Here is a 14,176-nt window from a genome sequence, read left to right on the forward strand (position 1 = left end):
GCCCCACCCCGCGGTTAATTAGGAGGCGAAGGCCAGATCGATGAACTGGTCGACGTTGTCCTTGGTGACCACCGGTGCGTCCAGCACGATGCGGTTCGGAACCGACGGCGTGATGAGGTCACCAACGGTCTTGTCCTGCGCGATCAGACGTGCCAGCGCGATGCCGTCAGCAGCCTGCGTCGACGGGTAGATGATCGTTGCCTGCAGAACGGTGTCGCCCGACTTGATGAGCTCCATGGCGTCCTTGCTACCAGCGCCACCGACCATGAAGAATTCGTCGCGGTCAGCAGCGGTGATGGCTGCCAGCACGCCGATGCCCTGGTCGTCGTCGTGGTTCCAGATCGCGTCGATCTTCGGGTTTGCCGACAGCAGCTGCGACGTTGCCGACTCGCCACCGGCAACGGTGAAGTCAGCGGCAACGCGAGCCGAAACCTCAAGACCGCAGTCCGAGAGGGCGTCCTTGAAGCCAGCCGAACGGTCCTGCGTCAGGGGCAGCGAGTCGATGCCGGCGATTTCAGCGACGATGGCGTCCTTGTTGCCGTCGAGCTGCTCGCAAATGTAGGTACCGGCCGAAACGCCCATACCGTAGTTGTCACCGAGCACCGTGGTGCGGGCGGCGAACGGGCTCGAGAACTCACGGTCAACGTTGATCACCGGAATGCCAGCCTGCATGGCCTTGATAGCAACCTCGGTGAGGGCTGCGCCGTCGGTGGGCAGCAGCACGATGGCGTCGACACCATCGTTAATGAAGGTCTCGACAGCGGCGATCTGTGCGTTGGCGTCGTTCGTGCCTTCAGCAACGCGAAGGTCGACGTCGGCGAAGCTTGCGGCCGCAGCCGTTGCGCCCGAGTTAATGGCGCCGAGCCAGCCGTGGTCGGCTGCGGGGCCCGAGAAGCCGATAACGACCGTGTCGCCGGTCTGTGCGTTTTCTTCAGAGGACGTGCCCTGGTCGACGACGTTGCCCTCTTCGGCACCACCGCTGGAGCAGCCGGCCAGGAGGCCAACGGCGAGTAGGGAGGCACCAGCGCCGGCGATGAGGCGGCGCATCTGCGTGAACTTCTTAGCCATGGACTTTTCTCTTCCTTGAGATGGTTCGGAGTGCTGTGTGTGCTGTTTGTTGACAGGGGCATCAAATAGCGTTTCACGTCACCATAACAGCGACACAACGCGCTGTCCACACCGATTTTGAATTCTTAGGTGGTGCACGAAATTAGCGCATATCCCCGAGATTGCCCGTTGCTTGATTCGCTCAATCGATATATGTTGTCGCCATGACCAAAGTCGATCATGATGTACTCCTCGAGGTGGAGGGGATCAAAAAGTCCTTCGCCGGCGTGCACGCACTCACCGATGTGAGCATTGACGTGCGTGCTGGTGAGGTGCACTGCATCCTCGGCCAGAACGGTGCCGGAAAGTCCACGTTGATCAAGACGCTGGCCGGCGTGCACCGCCCCGATGGCGGCACCATTCGCTGGCAGGGTGAGACCGTCGAGATCCCTGACCCGCAAGCAGCCATCGCGCTGGGCATCGCCACGATGTACCAAGAGCTCGACGTCGTTGACGGCCTCACTGTGGCCGAAAACATCTTCCTCGGCCACGAAATCTCGCGCGGTGGCTTCACGAAGCGTTCCGAAACCACGCGCCAAACGCGCGAGCTACTGCGCCGTCTCGGCCACGAAAACCTCTCGCCGCACGCCGAAGTCGGCTCGCTCAGCGCCGCCAACAAGCAGATCGTGTCGATGGCACGCGCCCTCTCTCACGACATCAAGCTCATCGTGATGGACGAGCCCTCCGCGGTGCTCGACTCAGAAGAGGTGCGGAACCTCTTCGCCGTTGTGAAGGAGCTCACGTCTGCAGGAATCGCCGTGGTGTACATCACCCACCGCCTCGAAGAAATTCGGGCCATTGGTGACCGCATCACCGTGATCAAGGACGGCCAGACGATGGCCTCCGGCATCCCGGTCGGCGACACCCCCACGACCGAACTCATCCGCCTGATGACCGGTCGCACGGTCGAGAACGTCTTCCCGCCCGCGGCGCCGATTGCCGCAGACGCCGAAGAGATCCTCACCGTCGACAACCTGGCGCTGGGAAACATCTTCAGCGACGTGTCGTTCTCCGTGCGGGCGGGCGAAATCGTGGGCCTTGCGGGCCTCGTCGGCTCGGGCCGTTCCGAGATTCTCGAAACGATTTATGGCGCCCGACGTGCGACGAGCGGAACCATCGCTGTCGCGGGTACCGCGCTGCGGCGTGGTTCCGTCAGCGATGCTGTCGCCGCCGGCGTCGGCCTCTCACCCGAAGAGCGCAAGAGCCAGGGCCTCGTGCTCACCGAGCCGCTCTATGTCAACGCGACCCTCGCATCGCTCGGTGACTTCGCTCGCGGCGGCTTCCTCGATGACCGCCGTGCGCGCAAGGCGACAGGCGAGCAGTTGAAGGCGCTCGATCTGCGCCCCGCAGACCCGAACCGTGCCGCCGGCACCCTGTCGGGCGGCAACCAGCAGAAGATTCTGCTCGCGCGCTGGCTCATTCACGGCACCCGCGTGCTCCTGCTTGATGAGCCGACGCGTGGTGTTGACGTCGGTGCGCGCACCGAAATTTACGGTCTCATCCGCCAGTTGGCCGCTGACGGCAACGCGATTGTGATCGTCTCCAGCGAAATCGACGAGGTGCTTGGCCTCGCCGATCGCGTGCTCGTTATCGCTGACGGCGAGGTTCTCTCGACCGTGCCCGCATCTGAAATCGATGAGCACGGCGTGCTCAGTCTCGTCATGAAAGGAACCGCCGCATGAGCGAGCAAACCGCTGTGGTGACCGCCACTGCTTCGACCCCAACTCCTAAGGCTGTGAGCCGCATCTTTAGTGGTTCCGTTGGCCGCAACTCTGGCCTCGTTATCGCGCTGCTGCTGATCATGGCGATCGGCGCGATTACCGCGGGCGAGCGCTTCACCAACGTCGACAACATGCTGACGATCCTGCGTCAGGCGTCGATCATCGGCGTCGTCGCGATTGGCATGACCCTCGTGATCATCGCAGGTGGCATCGACCTGTCGGTCGGATCGCTCGTCGGCCTCGCGTCGGTCGCTGCGACCCTCGCCACGGTGCAGGCGTTTGCGAAAGAAACGCACTGGATCGTGATGGTGCTAATCGCCCTCGCCGTCGGATTCGGCGCCGGACTCATCAACGGCATCATCATCGCGTACGGCAAAGTGGTGGCGTTTATGGCCACCCTCGCGATGCTCGTTGCGGCGCGCGGTCTCGCTGAAATCCTGGCCGAGCGCAAGACCCTCGTCGTGAAGGACCGCGAGTTCATCAACGTGCTGAACGCCGACATTTTGGGCGTCGACATTCTGATCTGGATCTTCGCGATCGTCGCCATCCTCGGCTGGATTCTGCTGAACCGCACCACGTTTGGCCGCCGCACGGTTGCCATCGGTGGCAACTACGAAGCAGCTCGCTTGTCGGGCATCAAGGTCAAGCGTCACACCATGTGGCTGTACGCGCTGTGTGGCCTCACCGCCGGCATTGCCGCGGTCATGATGCTCGGCCGCACGACCGCCGGGACCTCGACGCACGGCATGATGTGGGAGCTCGACGCGATCGCAGCGGTTGTCGTCGGTGGCACGCTGCTGGTCGGCGGACGCGGAACCATGGTCGGCACCATTTTCGGCGTGCTCATCTTCTCGGTTCTCACCAACGTCTTCGTGCAGAACAACATGACCTCTTCGGTGCAGGCCGTCGCCAAGGGCGTCATCATCATCGTCGCTGTGCTGCTTCAGCAGCGCTTCGCCAAGCCGTCCGGTCGCTAGCTCGACCCTCGAATTACCTACGAAAGCTGATTGCAATGACTCTCAACCCCACCCGCGAAGACCACTTCTCCTTCGGCCTGTGGACCTTCGGCTGGCCAGCACAAGACCAGTTCGGTGGCGCCACGCGCCCGCCGGTTGACACGGTTGACGCTGTTCACCGCCTTTCTGACCTCGGCGTCTGGGGCATGACGTTCCACGACGATGACCTCTTCCCGTTTGAGAGCACCGACGCCGAGCGTCGCACCGAAATCGACCGCCTCCGCGGCGCTCTCGACGCAACCGGACTCGTGGTTCCGATGATCACCACCAACCTCTTCAGCCACCCCGTATTCAAGGACGGCGGCTTCACCTCCAATGACCGCGACGTGCGTCGTTTCGCGCTCCGCAAGGTGCTGCGCAACATCGATCTTGCCGCCGAGCTGGGCGCGCAGACGTTCGTGATGTGGGGCGGCCGCGAGGGCAGCGAGTACGACGCGGCGAAGGACGTTCGTGGTGCACTCGAGCGCTACCGCGAGGCCGTCAACCTGCTCGGCGACTACGTTGTCGACCAGGGCTACGACATCCGTTTCGCGATTGAACCGAAGCCGAACGAGCCGCGCGGCGACATTCTGCTGCCGACCGTTGGCCACGCCCTCGCCTTCATCGAGACGCTGGAGCGCCCCGAGCTCGTGGGCCTGAACCCGGAGACGGGCCACGAGCAGATGGCGGGCCTCAACTACACCCACGGCATCGCGCAGGCGCTGGATGCCGGCAAGCTCTTCCACATTGACCTCAACGGCCAGCGCGGCGTGAAGTTTGACCAGGACCTCGTATTCGGCCACGGCGACGTACAGAACGCGTTCTCACTCGTTGACCTGCTGGAATTCGGCGGCCCGAACGGCGGCCCCACGTACGAAGGCCCGCGTCACTTCGACTACAAGCCTTCGCGTACCGAAGACGAGAACGGCGTGTGGGAGTCGGTCACGGCCAACATGCGCATGTACCTTGCGCTGAAGGAGCGCGCCGCTGCGTTCCGCGCTGACCCCGAGGTGCAGGAGGCACTCGCTGCCGCGAAGGTCGAAGAGATCAACACGCCGACGCTGAACCCGGGCGAGGGCTATACCGAGCTGCTCGCTGACCGTTCGGCTTACGAAGACTTCGACGCCGACGCGTACTTCGGCGGCAAGGGCTTCGGTTTCGTTCGCCTGCAGCAGCTGGCAATGGAACACCTGCTCGGCGCACGATGACACTCGTTGCGGGTGTCGATTCGTCGACGCAGAGTTGCAAGGTTGTCATTGTCGATGCCCAGACCGGCCGCGAGGTGCGGTCTGGGCGCGCCAGCCACCCGGCGGGCACGGCAGTTAACCCCGAGGCGTGGTGGGATGCTCTCCTGGTTGCGGTCGCCGACGCGGGTGGGCTTGACGACGTTGCCGCGATCTCAATCGGCGGCCAGCAGCACGGGTGCGTTGCCCTCGATGCCGACGGCGCCGTGATTCGCGATGCGTTGCTCTGGAACGACACCCGCAGTGCCGCCGCGGCGCTCGACTTGCGCGCCGAAATCGGTGACGAGCAGTGGGCCGCACGCACAGGTTCCGTGCCCGTCGCCTCGTTCACCGTGACGAAGTTGCGGTGGATGCGCGACGCGGAACCAGCGAATGCTTCTCGTGTTGCCGCGGTTGCGTTGCCGCACGATTGGCTGACGTGGCGGTTGCGCGGATACGGCCCGTCGGGGGCGCTCGGCGCTGACCTGTCGGCGCTCACCACCGACCGCTCTGACGCCAGCGGCACCGGATACTGGTCGCCGCACACCGGCGAGTACGACCGCGATCTGCTGGTACGCGCGCTCGGCCACGATGCCGTGCTGCCGCGTGTTGCGGAGCCCGGCGAGACGGTGGGGGTTACGGCTGCTGTTGCCGGAACCATTCCTACCGGAATTGCGGTGGCTGTCGGTGCCGGAGACAACGCGGCAGCAGCTCTGGGGCTGGGTGCGCAGCACGGCGATGTGATCGTGTCGATTGGCACGAGCGGAACCGCGTTCGCGTCGGTGGCGCATCACATGGCCGACAGCACAGGCACAATAGCGGGCTTCGCCGATGCCTCCGGCGGGTTCCTGCCGCTGGTTGCGACGATGAACGCGGCGCAGGTCGTCGGCACTTTTGCTTCCCTGCTCGGCGTTAACTTTGACGAATTCGGGGAGCTCGCCGAGCAGGCCGAGTCGGCAGAATCACCCGTGCTGTTGCCGTTCTTGGCCGGTGAGCGGACACCCAACCTGCCAGACGCACGCGCGTCATTACGCGGGCTCTCGTTGGCGAATACGACCCGTGCGGGCATTGCTCGGGCCGCGATCGAAGGCATGGTGTGTGGTCTCGCCGCTGGTGTTGCCGCGATTGCCGACCAGGGTGTGAGCTTTGACCGGGTCATTCTGATCGGCGGCGGCGGCAAGCTGCGCGCCACCCGCAGTGCGATGGCGCGGGTGCTGGGTCTGGCCATCGCGGTGGCCCCCGAGGCTGAGTACGTCGCCCGCGGAGCCGCTCTTCAGGCCGCCCGCATCGCATTGGGTACTGACGTTTCGTGGCCGCTCGATGACGTGATCGTGCACACCGAACCGCACGATCCCGCAATCCTCGAACGCTACAACCGCGCCCTCGCCGACTACCGCACCACCGGCGGCGCCGGGTAGGCGAAAAGCACTTCAGTTGAGGCTCCCCCTCACCCGCCGGGCAGCCGCGTTGTGATCAAATGTCGAACACTTTCGACGGACACGCCGGTGAGATCGCTCCCAACGCGCCCGCGCGATCCATCTGTTCGACATTTGGTAATTCGAACCGGCCCGGACACGCCGAACGGAACCACGCATAAAAAAGCGGTGCCGCACCCCGTAAGGAGTGCGGCACCGCTGTGCAAACGCGTTATGCGAACAGGGCTGCGATCGCGGGCACCGAGAGGGCCGCGACGTAGTAACCCATGAACTGAACGCCGGTGTGCATCTGGAACAGCTTGTTCAGCAGGCCTCCCACCAGACCGATCGTCAGGGCGACGAGCAGTGCGATGATGCCGCCTTCGTAGAGGCAGATGACCGCGATCAGACCGGCGAATGCGCCGATGATCGCTTCGTGCGAAACCTTCGTCATGATCCACTTCGCGGCGCGGTGCGCCTGGGTCATGGCGAACGGGTACGTGATGAGTACGGCGATCAGCACGGCGATGAGGCCGAAGATCAGGAACTGCCACGGGTTCAGCATGTCGTGCAGGTTGTTGGTCGCACCCGTTTCGGCGTCGATCGTGAAGACCGGCGGCGCGTTGAACAGCGGGTTTGCGGGGCCAGCAGCCATCGGCGACAGCGGCAGACCAATCGCAATCAGCGGAATCAGCGTCTCAGCAATGTAGGTCGACTCCGTGGTTCCGTTCTTCACGGCCATCATCGTCGTGAGACGGCGGTAGCCGTTCTTAACGCGACCACCGAAGGTCTCACCCATGAGCACCGTCATGGCGACGGGCGAGAACACGAACGTTGCGCTCGAGATCACGGCTGCACCAGCGGTGCCACCGATCTGTCCGCGGTCGAGGACCTTGAGCGGGTTGGGCATGCGGCCCTTCCACGTGCGTACGTCACCGGCGAGCTCGAACTCACGCGGCTTGTCGCGCTTCAGCAGCTTGCGGCCACCGGGCGACGATGCGAGCACGAGGTCTGCGATCAGCGGGCCGATCGCAATACCGAGGAAGAACGAGATCGACAGGCCCTTGCCCAGCACGCCCGTCGCCCAGCCCTGCAGACCGACAACGATCAGCACGAACGGGATGAGGGCGATGAGAGCCGCCCAGCGACCCTTCGACAGCACAGCAATGAGAATTGCTGCCGCGAGGAACAACCACGGAGCGATCGCGCTAATGACGTCGGAGAACGGCGTCAGAATCATCGCGAACAGCACGGCCATCGGCACAGCGATGATTGCAGCGAGCACACCACCCGAGATGGCCTTGCGCAGCGCGATGTGCGGAACACCGAGCTCGCGCAGCATCTGTGCGTCACGCAACAGCGGCGCGGCCAACGTGTCGCCCGGAATACCGAGCAGGGTCGTGGGAATCGCGTGCGTGATGTGCTTGGCGGTAATCGCCGACATGAAGAAGGCGAACACACCAACCGGCGGCACGCCGAGCAGAATCACCATGAGCGTCAGTGGCGCAATAGTCGCGGTTTCATCAGTACCCGACACCAGGCCGAGCAGACCGAAGATCACGGTACCGACCGCAGCCATACCGAGAGCCCAGAGCATGGGCTCGAAAATCATCTCCATCATGCGCTGACCTCCTTCGCCTTAGCCTCGTTCTTGAGGTGCTGCGCCTTGAGATCGTCGTAGAGGCCAAGCTCCTTGACTTCCTGCAGGGTCGCGGCGGGCAGCTCGTCGGGGTCACCCAGCGGGCCAAGCTCATCTTCGATGGCGTCCATGGCGGCTTCGCGCGAACCGGGCGTCTGCTGGTCGAGCAGCACGACACGCTTCGGCTTGAACAGGTTCGCGGCGACAACCGCTGCCACGACGCAGGCCGCGAGTCCGGTCACGAGCGCGTAAGAGCGCCCGACCGCGGTGCCACCGGTGAGTTCACCGAAGCCCCACTCCGCCAGCAGGTACACCGGCACGGCAATGCCCGCACCGAGGAGGATGGAGGCAAAGAGATGACGGCTGTCGACCGTATCTCCCCACACCTCCAGCAGGTTCTTGTTTTCCAATTCAGGTCCTCTCTTAGCGGGTCAGCGCCGTCGCGACTCGAGATGTCGGGGGTTTGCCTAGGTGTCGGGACAACCAGGCACTCGTTTCAGTCAGAGCGTCGAGATCAATGCCGGTGCGCACACCGAGCCCCTCGAGCATCCAGACAAGGTCATCGGTGGCTAGGTTGCCGGTCGCCGACTTGGCGAACGGGCAACCGCCCACGCCGCCGGCAGCGGCGTCGAACGTGCGCACGCCCTCTTCCAGTCCGGCGTACACGTTGGCCAGCGCCTGCCCATACGTGTCATGCATGTGCAGGGCAATGTTTGATAGCGGAACCTCGGCACCCGTGAGCGCACGCACGACGGTGCGCACGTGGCCGGGGGTGGCAACACCGTTTGTGTCACCCAGCGACAGCGCGGTGATGCCCCACGACTGCATGAGACTCGCGAGACGAACAACGTCGCTCACCGCGACGGCGCCCTCCCACGGGTCGCCGAAAACCATCGACAGGTATCCGCGCACGCGCACGCCATCGGCGAGAGCGCGCTCGACGACGCCTGCGACGGCGTTCTCCATGACCTCGCGGGACGCACCAAGGTTCTGCTGGGAGAACGACTCGGTGACGCTGAGGAACACGGCGATATCGTCAGCACCGGCTTCGCGGGCCATTTCGTAGCCGCGGAGATTTGGAACCAGAACGGGCAGGCGAACGTCAAGGTGCTTGGTGCGCTGGAAGACCTCAGCGGAGTCCGCCATTTGCGGCACCCGGTCAGCGCGCACGAAGCTTCCGGCTTCGATCACCGAGGCGCCGGCTGCGGCCAGGCGCTCGATCAGCTCGACCTTGGTGTCGGCGTTGAGCAGGGTCTTTTCAGCCTGCAGGCCATCGCGCGCGGCGACCTCCCAAATCTCAACCGCATCACCGGCGTTGATCGTGGTGGGCGAGGCGGCCGGCTGCGGGTGAACCGCTGGCAGGCCCAGTTCGCGAACGGTACTCATTTGCCTGAGCGGATGTCGGCGAGAACCGTCTCCGCGACGTCCTGACGGACGGCACGACGCTCAACGAGAATCGCAGCAACGGCGTCAATTTCAGCACCCTCAGCACCGGCGGCAACAGCCACGTTGCGAGCGTGCAGGCCCATGTGGCCACGCTGAATGCCTTCGGCTGCCAGCGCACGAACGGCGGCGACGTTCTGTGCCAGGCCGACAGCGGTGATGACCTCAGCCAGCTCACGCGCCGTGGTCACCTCGGTGATCGCAACGCCCGCGCGAGCGGCCGGGTGCGACTTCGTGGCGCCACCGACGAGACCAACAGCCATCGGCAGTTCCAGCGTCGCGGTGAGGTTGCCATCCTTGTCCTTCTCGAAGCGTGAGAGAGCACGGTACTGACCATCGCGGGCAGCGTACGAGTGCGCACCGGCTTCAACGGCACGAGTGTCGTTGCCCGTCGCGAGCACGGCGGCGGTGATGCCGTTCATGATGCCCTTGTTGTGCGTTGCAGCACGGTACGGGTCGTCGTAGGCGAGGTTGGCGCCGGCGATCATGTTGTCGATGATTTCGGGGCCGCCGACCTCATCGGGGTGGATGGTGAGGCGTGCGCGGGTGATGCGCATGTCAGCCAGGTTCGTCAGGATGCGCAGCAACGAGCGGCCGCCCGCGATATCGGCGAGCCGCGGAGCGATGGCTTCTGCCATGGTGTTCACGGCGTTTGCGCCCATGGCGTCGCCGACGTTGACGACGAGGTGCACAATGAGGTGGTCATCAAGCAGGCCGTGCACGCGACGTACGAGCAGGTCGCGGGCACCGCCGCCAACCTGCACAAGGCGCGGGTCTTGCTCGTTAGCGAGAGCGAGGATTTCATCCTTGTTCTCCAGGATGCGCGCCGACGCACCAGCGGGGTCTGCGACATCCAGTAGCTGCACCTGTGCCTGCATCAATGGTTCCGTCGACGTGGTGACGATGCCACCGAAACGACGCGACATGCGGGCGATGTTGGAGGCGGCGGCGACGACCGAGGGCTCTTCCGTGGCCATCGGAACCAAAACGTCTTTGCCGTTGATCGTGATGTTCGTCGCGATGCCGACCGGGATCTCGATCTTGCCGATCACGTTTTCGATCATGCGATCGGCCTGTTCAAACGACAGGCCTTCGCCAGCGAGCGGGGCGAGTGCGTCGGCGTCGAGACCGACGGCCTCAATGACGGCGTTACGACGCTCGGTGACGGAGAGGTTGCGGAGACCGCTGAGGCGGGATGACTGAGCCACGAGAACTTCCTTTTCTGTGGCAAAAATCGCCACAATTGCCAATCCCACCACCAGGCCTCACTCAGGCATACGTCCAGAGTGGCCACTATTTGTGGGTTGACTATGGCTGATTGACTGCGCGACGTGCACGTTCTATGCGCACCGCAAGCTCGAGACGGAACCGTGCCTCGGGCGCGTCGAGGTCGTCGCCGAGGAGGGTTTTCAGGCGCGCGACCCGCTGTTTAATCGTGTTCAGGTGCGCGTGCTGCGAGCGTGCGACAGCGCTCAGCGACCAGCGCTCGTCGAAGAGGGCGGCGAGGGTGTCAAACAGTTGCGCGTCGCGCCGTTCATCCCACTCCAGCACCGGCTGGAGGGTCTGCTCAACAAACGCGGCGAGGCGCGTCGCATCACCATCAAACAGCAGCGCGTATGGTGCCAACAGTGCCGCATCCATGGTTCCGGTCACAATTCCCAAACCCCGCGCAAGCTGCGCGGCCCGCCACAGCGAACGCGCGCCCGCTGCGGCACTTTCGAGGTTGTTGGCGTCGGTTGCGACGATGAGAGTGACGTCGGATCCGCCCTCGGTGCGGAGCAGATCAGCGACAGCGTCTGGGGATCGGTCACCGGCACTGACGAGCGCCGTCACGCCGCCTGGCGCGGGAGCAGCAAGCCAATCGGAACGGTGGTGCAAGCGCCCGAGGATGCGCCGGCGCTCGTCGCCGCGGCATGGAATCGCAGCGACAACCCAGGGCGCATCGACCGCGAAGCCGCGGGCGGCCGCGCGACGTACCGCGCCGGGGCGGGTGGTGCGTGACTCGATGAGCTCGACCGCAAGTTCGCCGCGCACGCGGTCTTCGGCCTCCAGCATGGCGTTGCGGCGCAACAGGGTGAGGGCCGCGGCGATTGCTGACCGCTCGACCGTACGCTGTTCCATTTCGGTGACGGGTTTGTCGCTTCGGGCAACCAACAGGGCCCCAGGGCGAGCGGGGGCGGCGATGACAGGTGCGACGAGTTCGTACTCCCCCGATTCGATGATCGCGCTGCGCCCCGATTCGGCACCGAGCGCGATTGCCGCTCGCACTTCCGGGTCGAGCGACGGAACCGTGGGGCCGCCGGAAATTACGGCGCCCTGCTCATCGACGAACGTGACGGCGCGGCCGAGCGCGTCGGCGAGCACCCCAACGACCTCATCGGCACCATGCCCGTAGGCAACGAGCCGGGTGAGTTCCACGTGCACAGACGCCGCCCACTCCACCTGGTGCTGACGCTCAGCCGCGATCGCGGTCGCGTCATTGGCCTCTTTGAGAAGCTGCGCCTGATGCAGCACGAGGGCGGCCTGGCTGGCAAACGCGGCGAGTAGCGAGATCTCTTCAGGCCGGAACGCATGCGGCTCACGACTCGCGGCAAAGAGCACGCCGAGCACTCTTCCGTTCACGACAAGCGGGGCGCCAAGCAACGAACGGAGCTGCTCCTCACGCACGATCTCGTCAATCACGTCATCGTGCGGCACGGTCTCCAGCTCGAGATAGTCCTCGACCCACTGTGGATGCTGCGTGCGCACCGCGAGGCTCGCCAGCCCCACCCCGGCCGGAACGACCATCTCCAAGAATCGCGGCGACGTGGTTCCGGTCGCCGCACGCACATACAGCTCGTCCTGCTCGGGCGAATAGACACTGAGGTAGGCAACGTCGACCTCGATGAGGTCATGTGCGCGATCGACGATGCGCTGGAGTAGAAGCTCGGCGTCGGCGATGGCGAGCAGGTCTCGAAGCGACGACGTCAGGGCGCGCAGCTCGGCGCTGCGGGCTCGGAGCCCGGTGACGCGGCGACCGAGTTCGATGAGTTCGTCTGCCGCTTCGGCATCGGCGGGCAGAGCCGCGCGAATGGCGGCGTCATCGAGCGGGGTGCCCTCCGCCAGCACACGCAAAACACCGGCCAAATCAGTCATGGGTCTATTGTCTCGCGCCCGCGACGGGCGGCGGTCACCGTCGGTGCGAAATCGGTCACCGCGACTGCAAGCTCGGTAGCCCCTTTTGCGATCGCGAAGTGGCCCGGACAAAACCTCTCGGCTCGAGACGAGGTGCCGAGGCACCACGCTTCGTGTCGCGGCTCTGATCGGACGACCGGGGCTAGCCTGAATCTATGAGCGAGGCGTGGGACGGGCATGACCGTGGCTCGCGCGGCTATCGTCTGCTCATCTTGGCGCTATTTGCCGCGGGAGTCGCGACGTTTTCGCAGCTGTACTCGGTGCAGGGTGTTCTCCCCGAGCTCGCCGCCGATCAGGAGGTGAGCGAAGCCACCGCCGCCCTCGCCGTCTCGTCGGCGACGTTGGGCCTGGCCGTCGCTGTCATCCCGTGGTCACGCATGGCCGACCGGCGGGGTCGGCGCTACACAATGCGGGTTGCCATCACCGCGGCCGTGGTTCTCGGCCTCATCGTTCCGTTCTCCCCCACGTTTGAAGCTTTGCTCGCGCTGAGGTTCATCGAGGGTGCGGCTCTCGGCGGTATCCCCGCCATCGCTCTCGCCTACCTCGCAGAAGAGATCTCACCCCGCGCTGCAGCCATTGCCAGCGGCACATACATCTCCGGCACCTCCCTGGGCGGCCTCGCTGGCCGCATCATTTCAGGCCCACTGAGTGAGGTTGCCACGTGGCGAGTGGGCACACTCGTGGTCTCGATCATCGCCGCCGTCGCCGGCGTCATGTTCTTTCTCCTTGCCCCGGCACCGCGCGGATTCGAGCCCGTCCTCCGTGGTTCCGCCCGCGACATTCCGCTCGGGCGCAAAATCATGACATGCCTGCGCGATTCGCGATTGGTCGCACTTTTCGCACAGGGCGGCCTCTTGATGGGTAGCTTCGTCGCGGTGTACAACTACCTCGGGTTTCGACTGCAGGCGCCACCGTTTCTCATCCCGGCGACGATTTCGTCTTTCCTGTTTCTTGCGTACCTCTCGGGCACGTGGTCATCGGCGCAGTCCGGCCGCTTGGCTGCACGCGTCGGGCGTTACCGCGTGCTGATCGGCGCATCGGGGCTCATGATAGTGGGCCTGGCCATCACGATCGCCGACTCGATCATCGCGGTGATCGCTGGCCTCCTCATCTTCACCGCAGGATTTTTCGCGGCCCATGCCATCGCCTCGGGATGGATTCCGGCGATTGCCCACACCGGCCGGGCGCAGGCCTCCAGCCTCTACAACCTCGCGTACTACGGCGGCTCGAGCTTGTTCGGCTGGGCTGTCGGCCTGGCATTCCAGCCGTGGGGCTGGCTCGGCGTCGCCGCCACCGTCGGCGCACTCATTCTGCTCGCGATGCTCATCGCCGCCTTCGGACTCGGCCGCGATGCCACCGGCCGCGCCGCCCGCACCGCTCTCTGACGCGCGATCAGGAAAGGTGCCCGGTTCGCGACTGCGAAAACAAGTTGCCGAAACCCCTTGCGGATTCGTCCGGT

General features: G+C 64.8%; 11 protein-coding genes. 5 read left to right on the top strand and 6 right to left on the bottom strand.

What is annotated here, in order from left to right; translation table 11 throughout:
• Positions 1 to 18: 18 nt before the first annotated feature.
• Positions 19 to 1,068, bottom strand: coding sequence for a substrate-binding domain-containing protein (locus tag KTJ77_RS12070; RefSeq protein WP_217338784.1), 1,050 nt, complete (start codon positions 1,066 to 1,068; stop codon positions 19 to 21).
• A 203-nt stretch (positions 1,069 to 1,271) separates the two neighbouring features.
• Here KTJ77_RS12070 and KTJ77_RS12075 point away from each other — a divergent pair, with 203 nt between their 5' ends.
• From KTJ77_RS12075 to xylB, 4 genes are read left to right on the top strand one after another with little or no spacing between them, the layout of a single operon-like run.
• On the top strand, positions 1,272 to 2,789 hold the full coding sequence (locus KTJ77_RS12075; RefSeq protein WP_217338785.1) for a sugar ABC transporter ATP-binding protein: 1,518 nt from the start codon (positions 1,272 to 1,274) through the stop codon (positions 2,787 to 2,789).
• A complete protein-coding gene (locus KTJ77_RS12080; RefSeq protein WP_217338786.1) occupies positions 2,786 to 3,805 on the top strand; it encodes an ABC transporter permease in 1,020 nt (339 codons plus the stop codon). Before KTJ77_RS12075 ends, KTJ77_RS12080 begins: the two co-directional genes overlap by 4 nt.
• 35 nt (positions 3,806 to 3,840) lie before the next feature.
• On the top strand, positions 3,841 to 5,031 hold the full coding sequence (gene xylA / locus KTJ77_RS12085) for a xylose isomerase (protein ID WP_217338787.1): 1,191 nt from the start codon (positions 3,841 to 3,843) through the stop codon (positions 5,029 to 5,031).
• Positions 5,028 to 6,464, top strand: coding sequence for a xylulokinase (gene xylB / locus KTJ77_RS12090; RefSeq protein ID WP_217338788.1), 1,437 nt, complete (start codon positions 5,028 to 5,030; stop codon positions 6,462 to 6,464). Before xylA ends, xylB begins: the two co-directional genes overlap by 4 nt.
• A 229-nt stretch (positions 6,465 to 6,693) precedes the next feature.
• Here xylB and KTJ77_RS12095 read toward each other — a convergent pair whose 3' ends face one another.
• The 5 genes from KTJ77_RS12095 to KTJ77_RS12115 form a co-directional block, all read right to left on the bottom strand.
• Complete coding sequence (locus tag KTJ77_RS12095; RefSeq protein ID WP_254367772.1) at positions 6,694 to 8,082, bottom strand: tripartite tricarboxylate transporter permease; 1,389 nt, start codon at positions 8,080 to 8,082, stop codon at positions 6,694 to 6,696.
• Positions 8,079 to 8,510, bottom strand: a complete 432-nt coding sequence (locus tag KTJ77_RS12100; protein ID WP_217338789.1) for a hypothetical protein — start codon at positions 8,508 to 8,510, stop codon at positions 8,079 to 8,081. The genes KTJ77_RS12095 and KTJ77_RS12100 overlap by 4 nt, the downstream gene beginning before the upstream one ends.
• Positions 8,511 to 8,523: 13 nt before the next feature.
• Positions 8,524 to 9,486 carry a hydroxymethylglutaryl-CoA lyase gene (locus tag KTJ77_RS12105; RefSeq protein WP_217338790.1) on the bottom strand — a complete coding sequence of 321 codons (963 nt, stop codon included), beginning with the start codon at positions 9,484 to 9,486 and terminating at the stop codon, positions 8,524 to 8,526.
• Positions 9,483 to 10,751 (bottom strand): hydroxymethylglutaryl-CoA reductase, degradative, encoded by a 1,269-nt coding sequence (locus KTJ77_RS12110; RefSeq protein ID WP_217338791.1) that lies wholly within the window; start codon positions 10,749 to 10,751, stop codon positions 9,483 to 9,485. The genes KTJ77_RS12105 and KTJ77_RS12110 overlap by 4 nt, the downstream gene beginning before the upstream one ends.
• A 100-nt stretch (positions 10,752 to 10,851) precedes the next feature.
• Entirely contained in the window at positions 10,852 to 12,678 is a 1,827-nt protein-coding gene (locus KTJ77_RS12115) for a GAF domain-containing protein (protein ID WP_217338792.1), read from the bottom strand.
• A 194-nt stretch (positions 12,679 to 12,872) separates the two neighbouring features.
• Between KTJ77_RS12115 and KTJ77_RS12120 the strand changes: the two genes are divergently transcribed.
• Entirely contained in the window at positions 12,873 to 14,102 is a 1,230-nt protein-coding gene (locus tag KTJ77_RS12120; protein ID WP_217338793.1) for an MFS transporter, read from the top strand.
• Positions 14,103 to 14,176: the final 74 nt, after the last annotated feature.

The sequence above is a fragment of the Microbacterium sp. NC79 genome (assembly GCF_019061125.1).
GTDB lineage: Bacteria > Actinomycetota > Actinomycetes > Actinomycetales > Microbacteriaceae > Microbacterium.

Bases quoted from the DNA above. Each gene is read 5' to 3' on its own strand.
- KTJ77_RS12070 (WP_217338784.1), bottom strand. From the start codon at position 1,068: ATGGCTAAGAAGTTCACGCAGATGCGCCGCCTCATCGCCGGCGCTGGT.
- KTJ77_RS12075 (WP_217338785.1), top strand. From the start codon at position 1,272: ATGACCAAAGTCGATCATGATGTACTCCTCGAGGTGGAGGGGATCAAA.
- KTJ77_RS12080 (WP_217338786.1), top strand. From the start codon at position 2,786: ATGAGCGAGCAAACCGCTGTGGTGACCGCCACTGCTTCGACCCCAACT.
- xylA (WP_217338787.1), top strand. From the start codon at position 3,841: ATGACTCTCAACCCCACCCGCGAAGACCACTTCTCCTTCGGCCTGTGG.
- xylB (WP_217338788.1), top strand. From the start codon at position 5,028: ATGACACTCGTTGCGGGTGTCGATTCGTCGACGCAGAGTTGCAAGGTT.
- KTJ77_RS12095 (WP_254367772.1), bottom strand. From the start codon at position 8,082: ATGATGGAGATGATTTTCGAGCCCATGCTCTGGGCTCTCGGTATGGCT.
- KTJ77_RS12105 (WP_217338790.1), bottom strand. From the start codon at position 9,486: ATGAGTACCGTTCGCGAACTGGGCCTGCCAGCGGTTCACCCGCAGCCG.
- KTJ77_RS12115 (WP_217338792.1), bottom strand. From the start codon at position 12,678: ATGACTGATTTGGCCGGTGTTTTGCGTGTGCTGGCGGAGGGCACCCCG.
- KTJ77_RS12120 (WP_217338793.1), top strand. From the start codon at position 12,873: ATGAGCGAGGCGTGGGACGGGCATGACCGTGGCTCGCGCGGCTATCGT.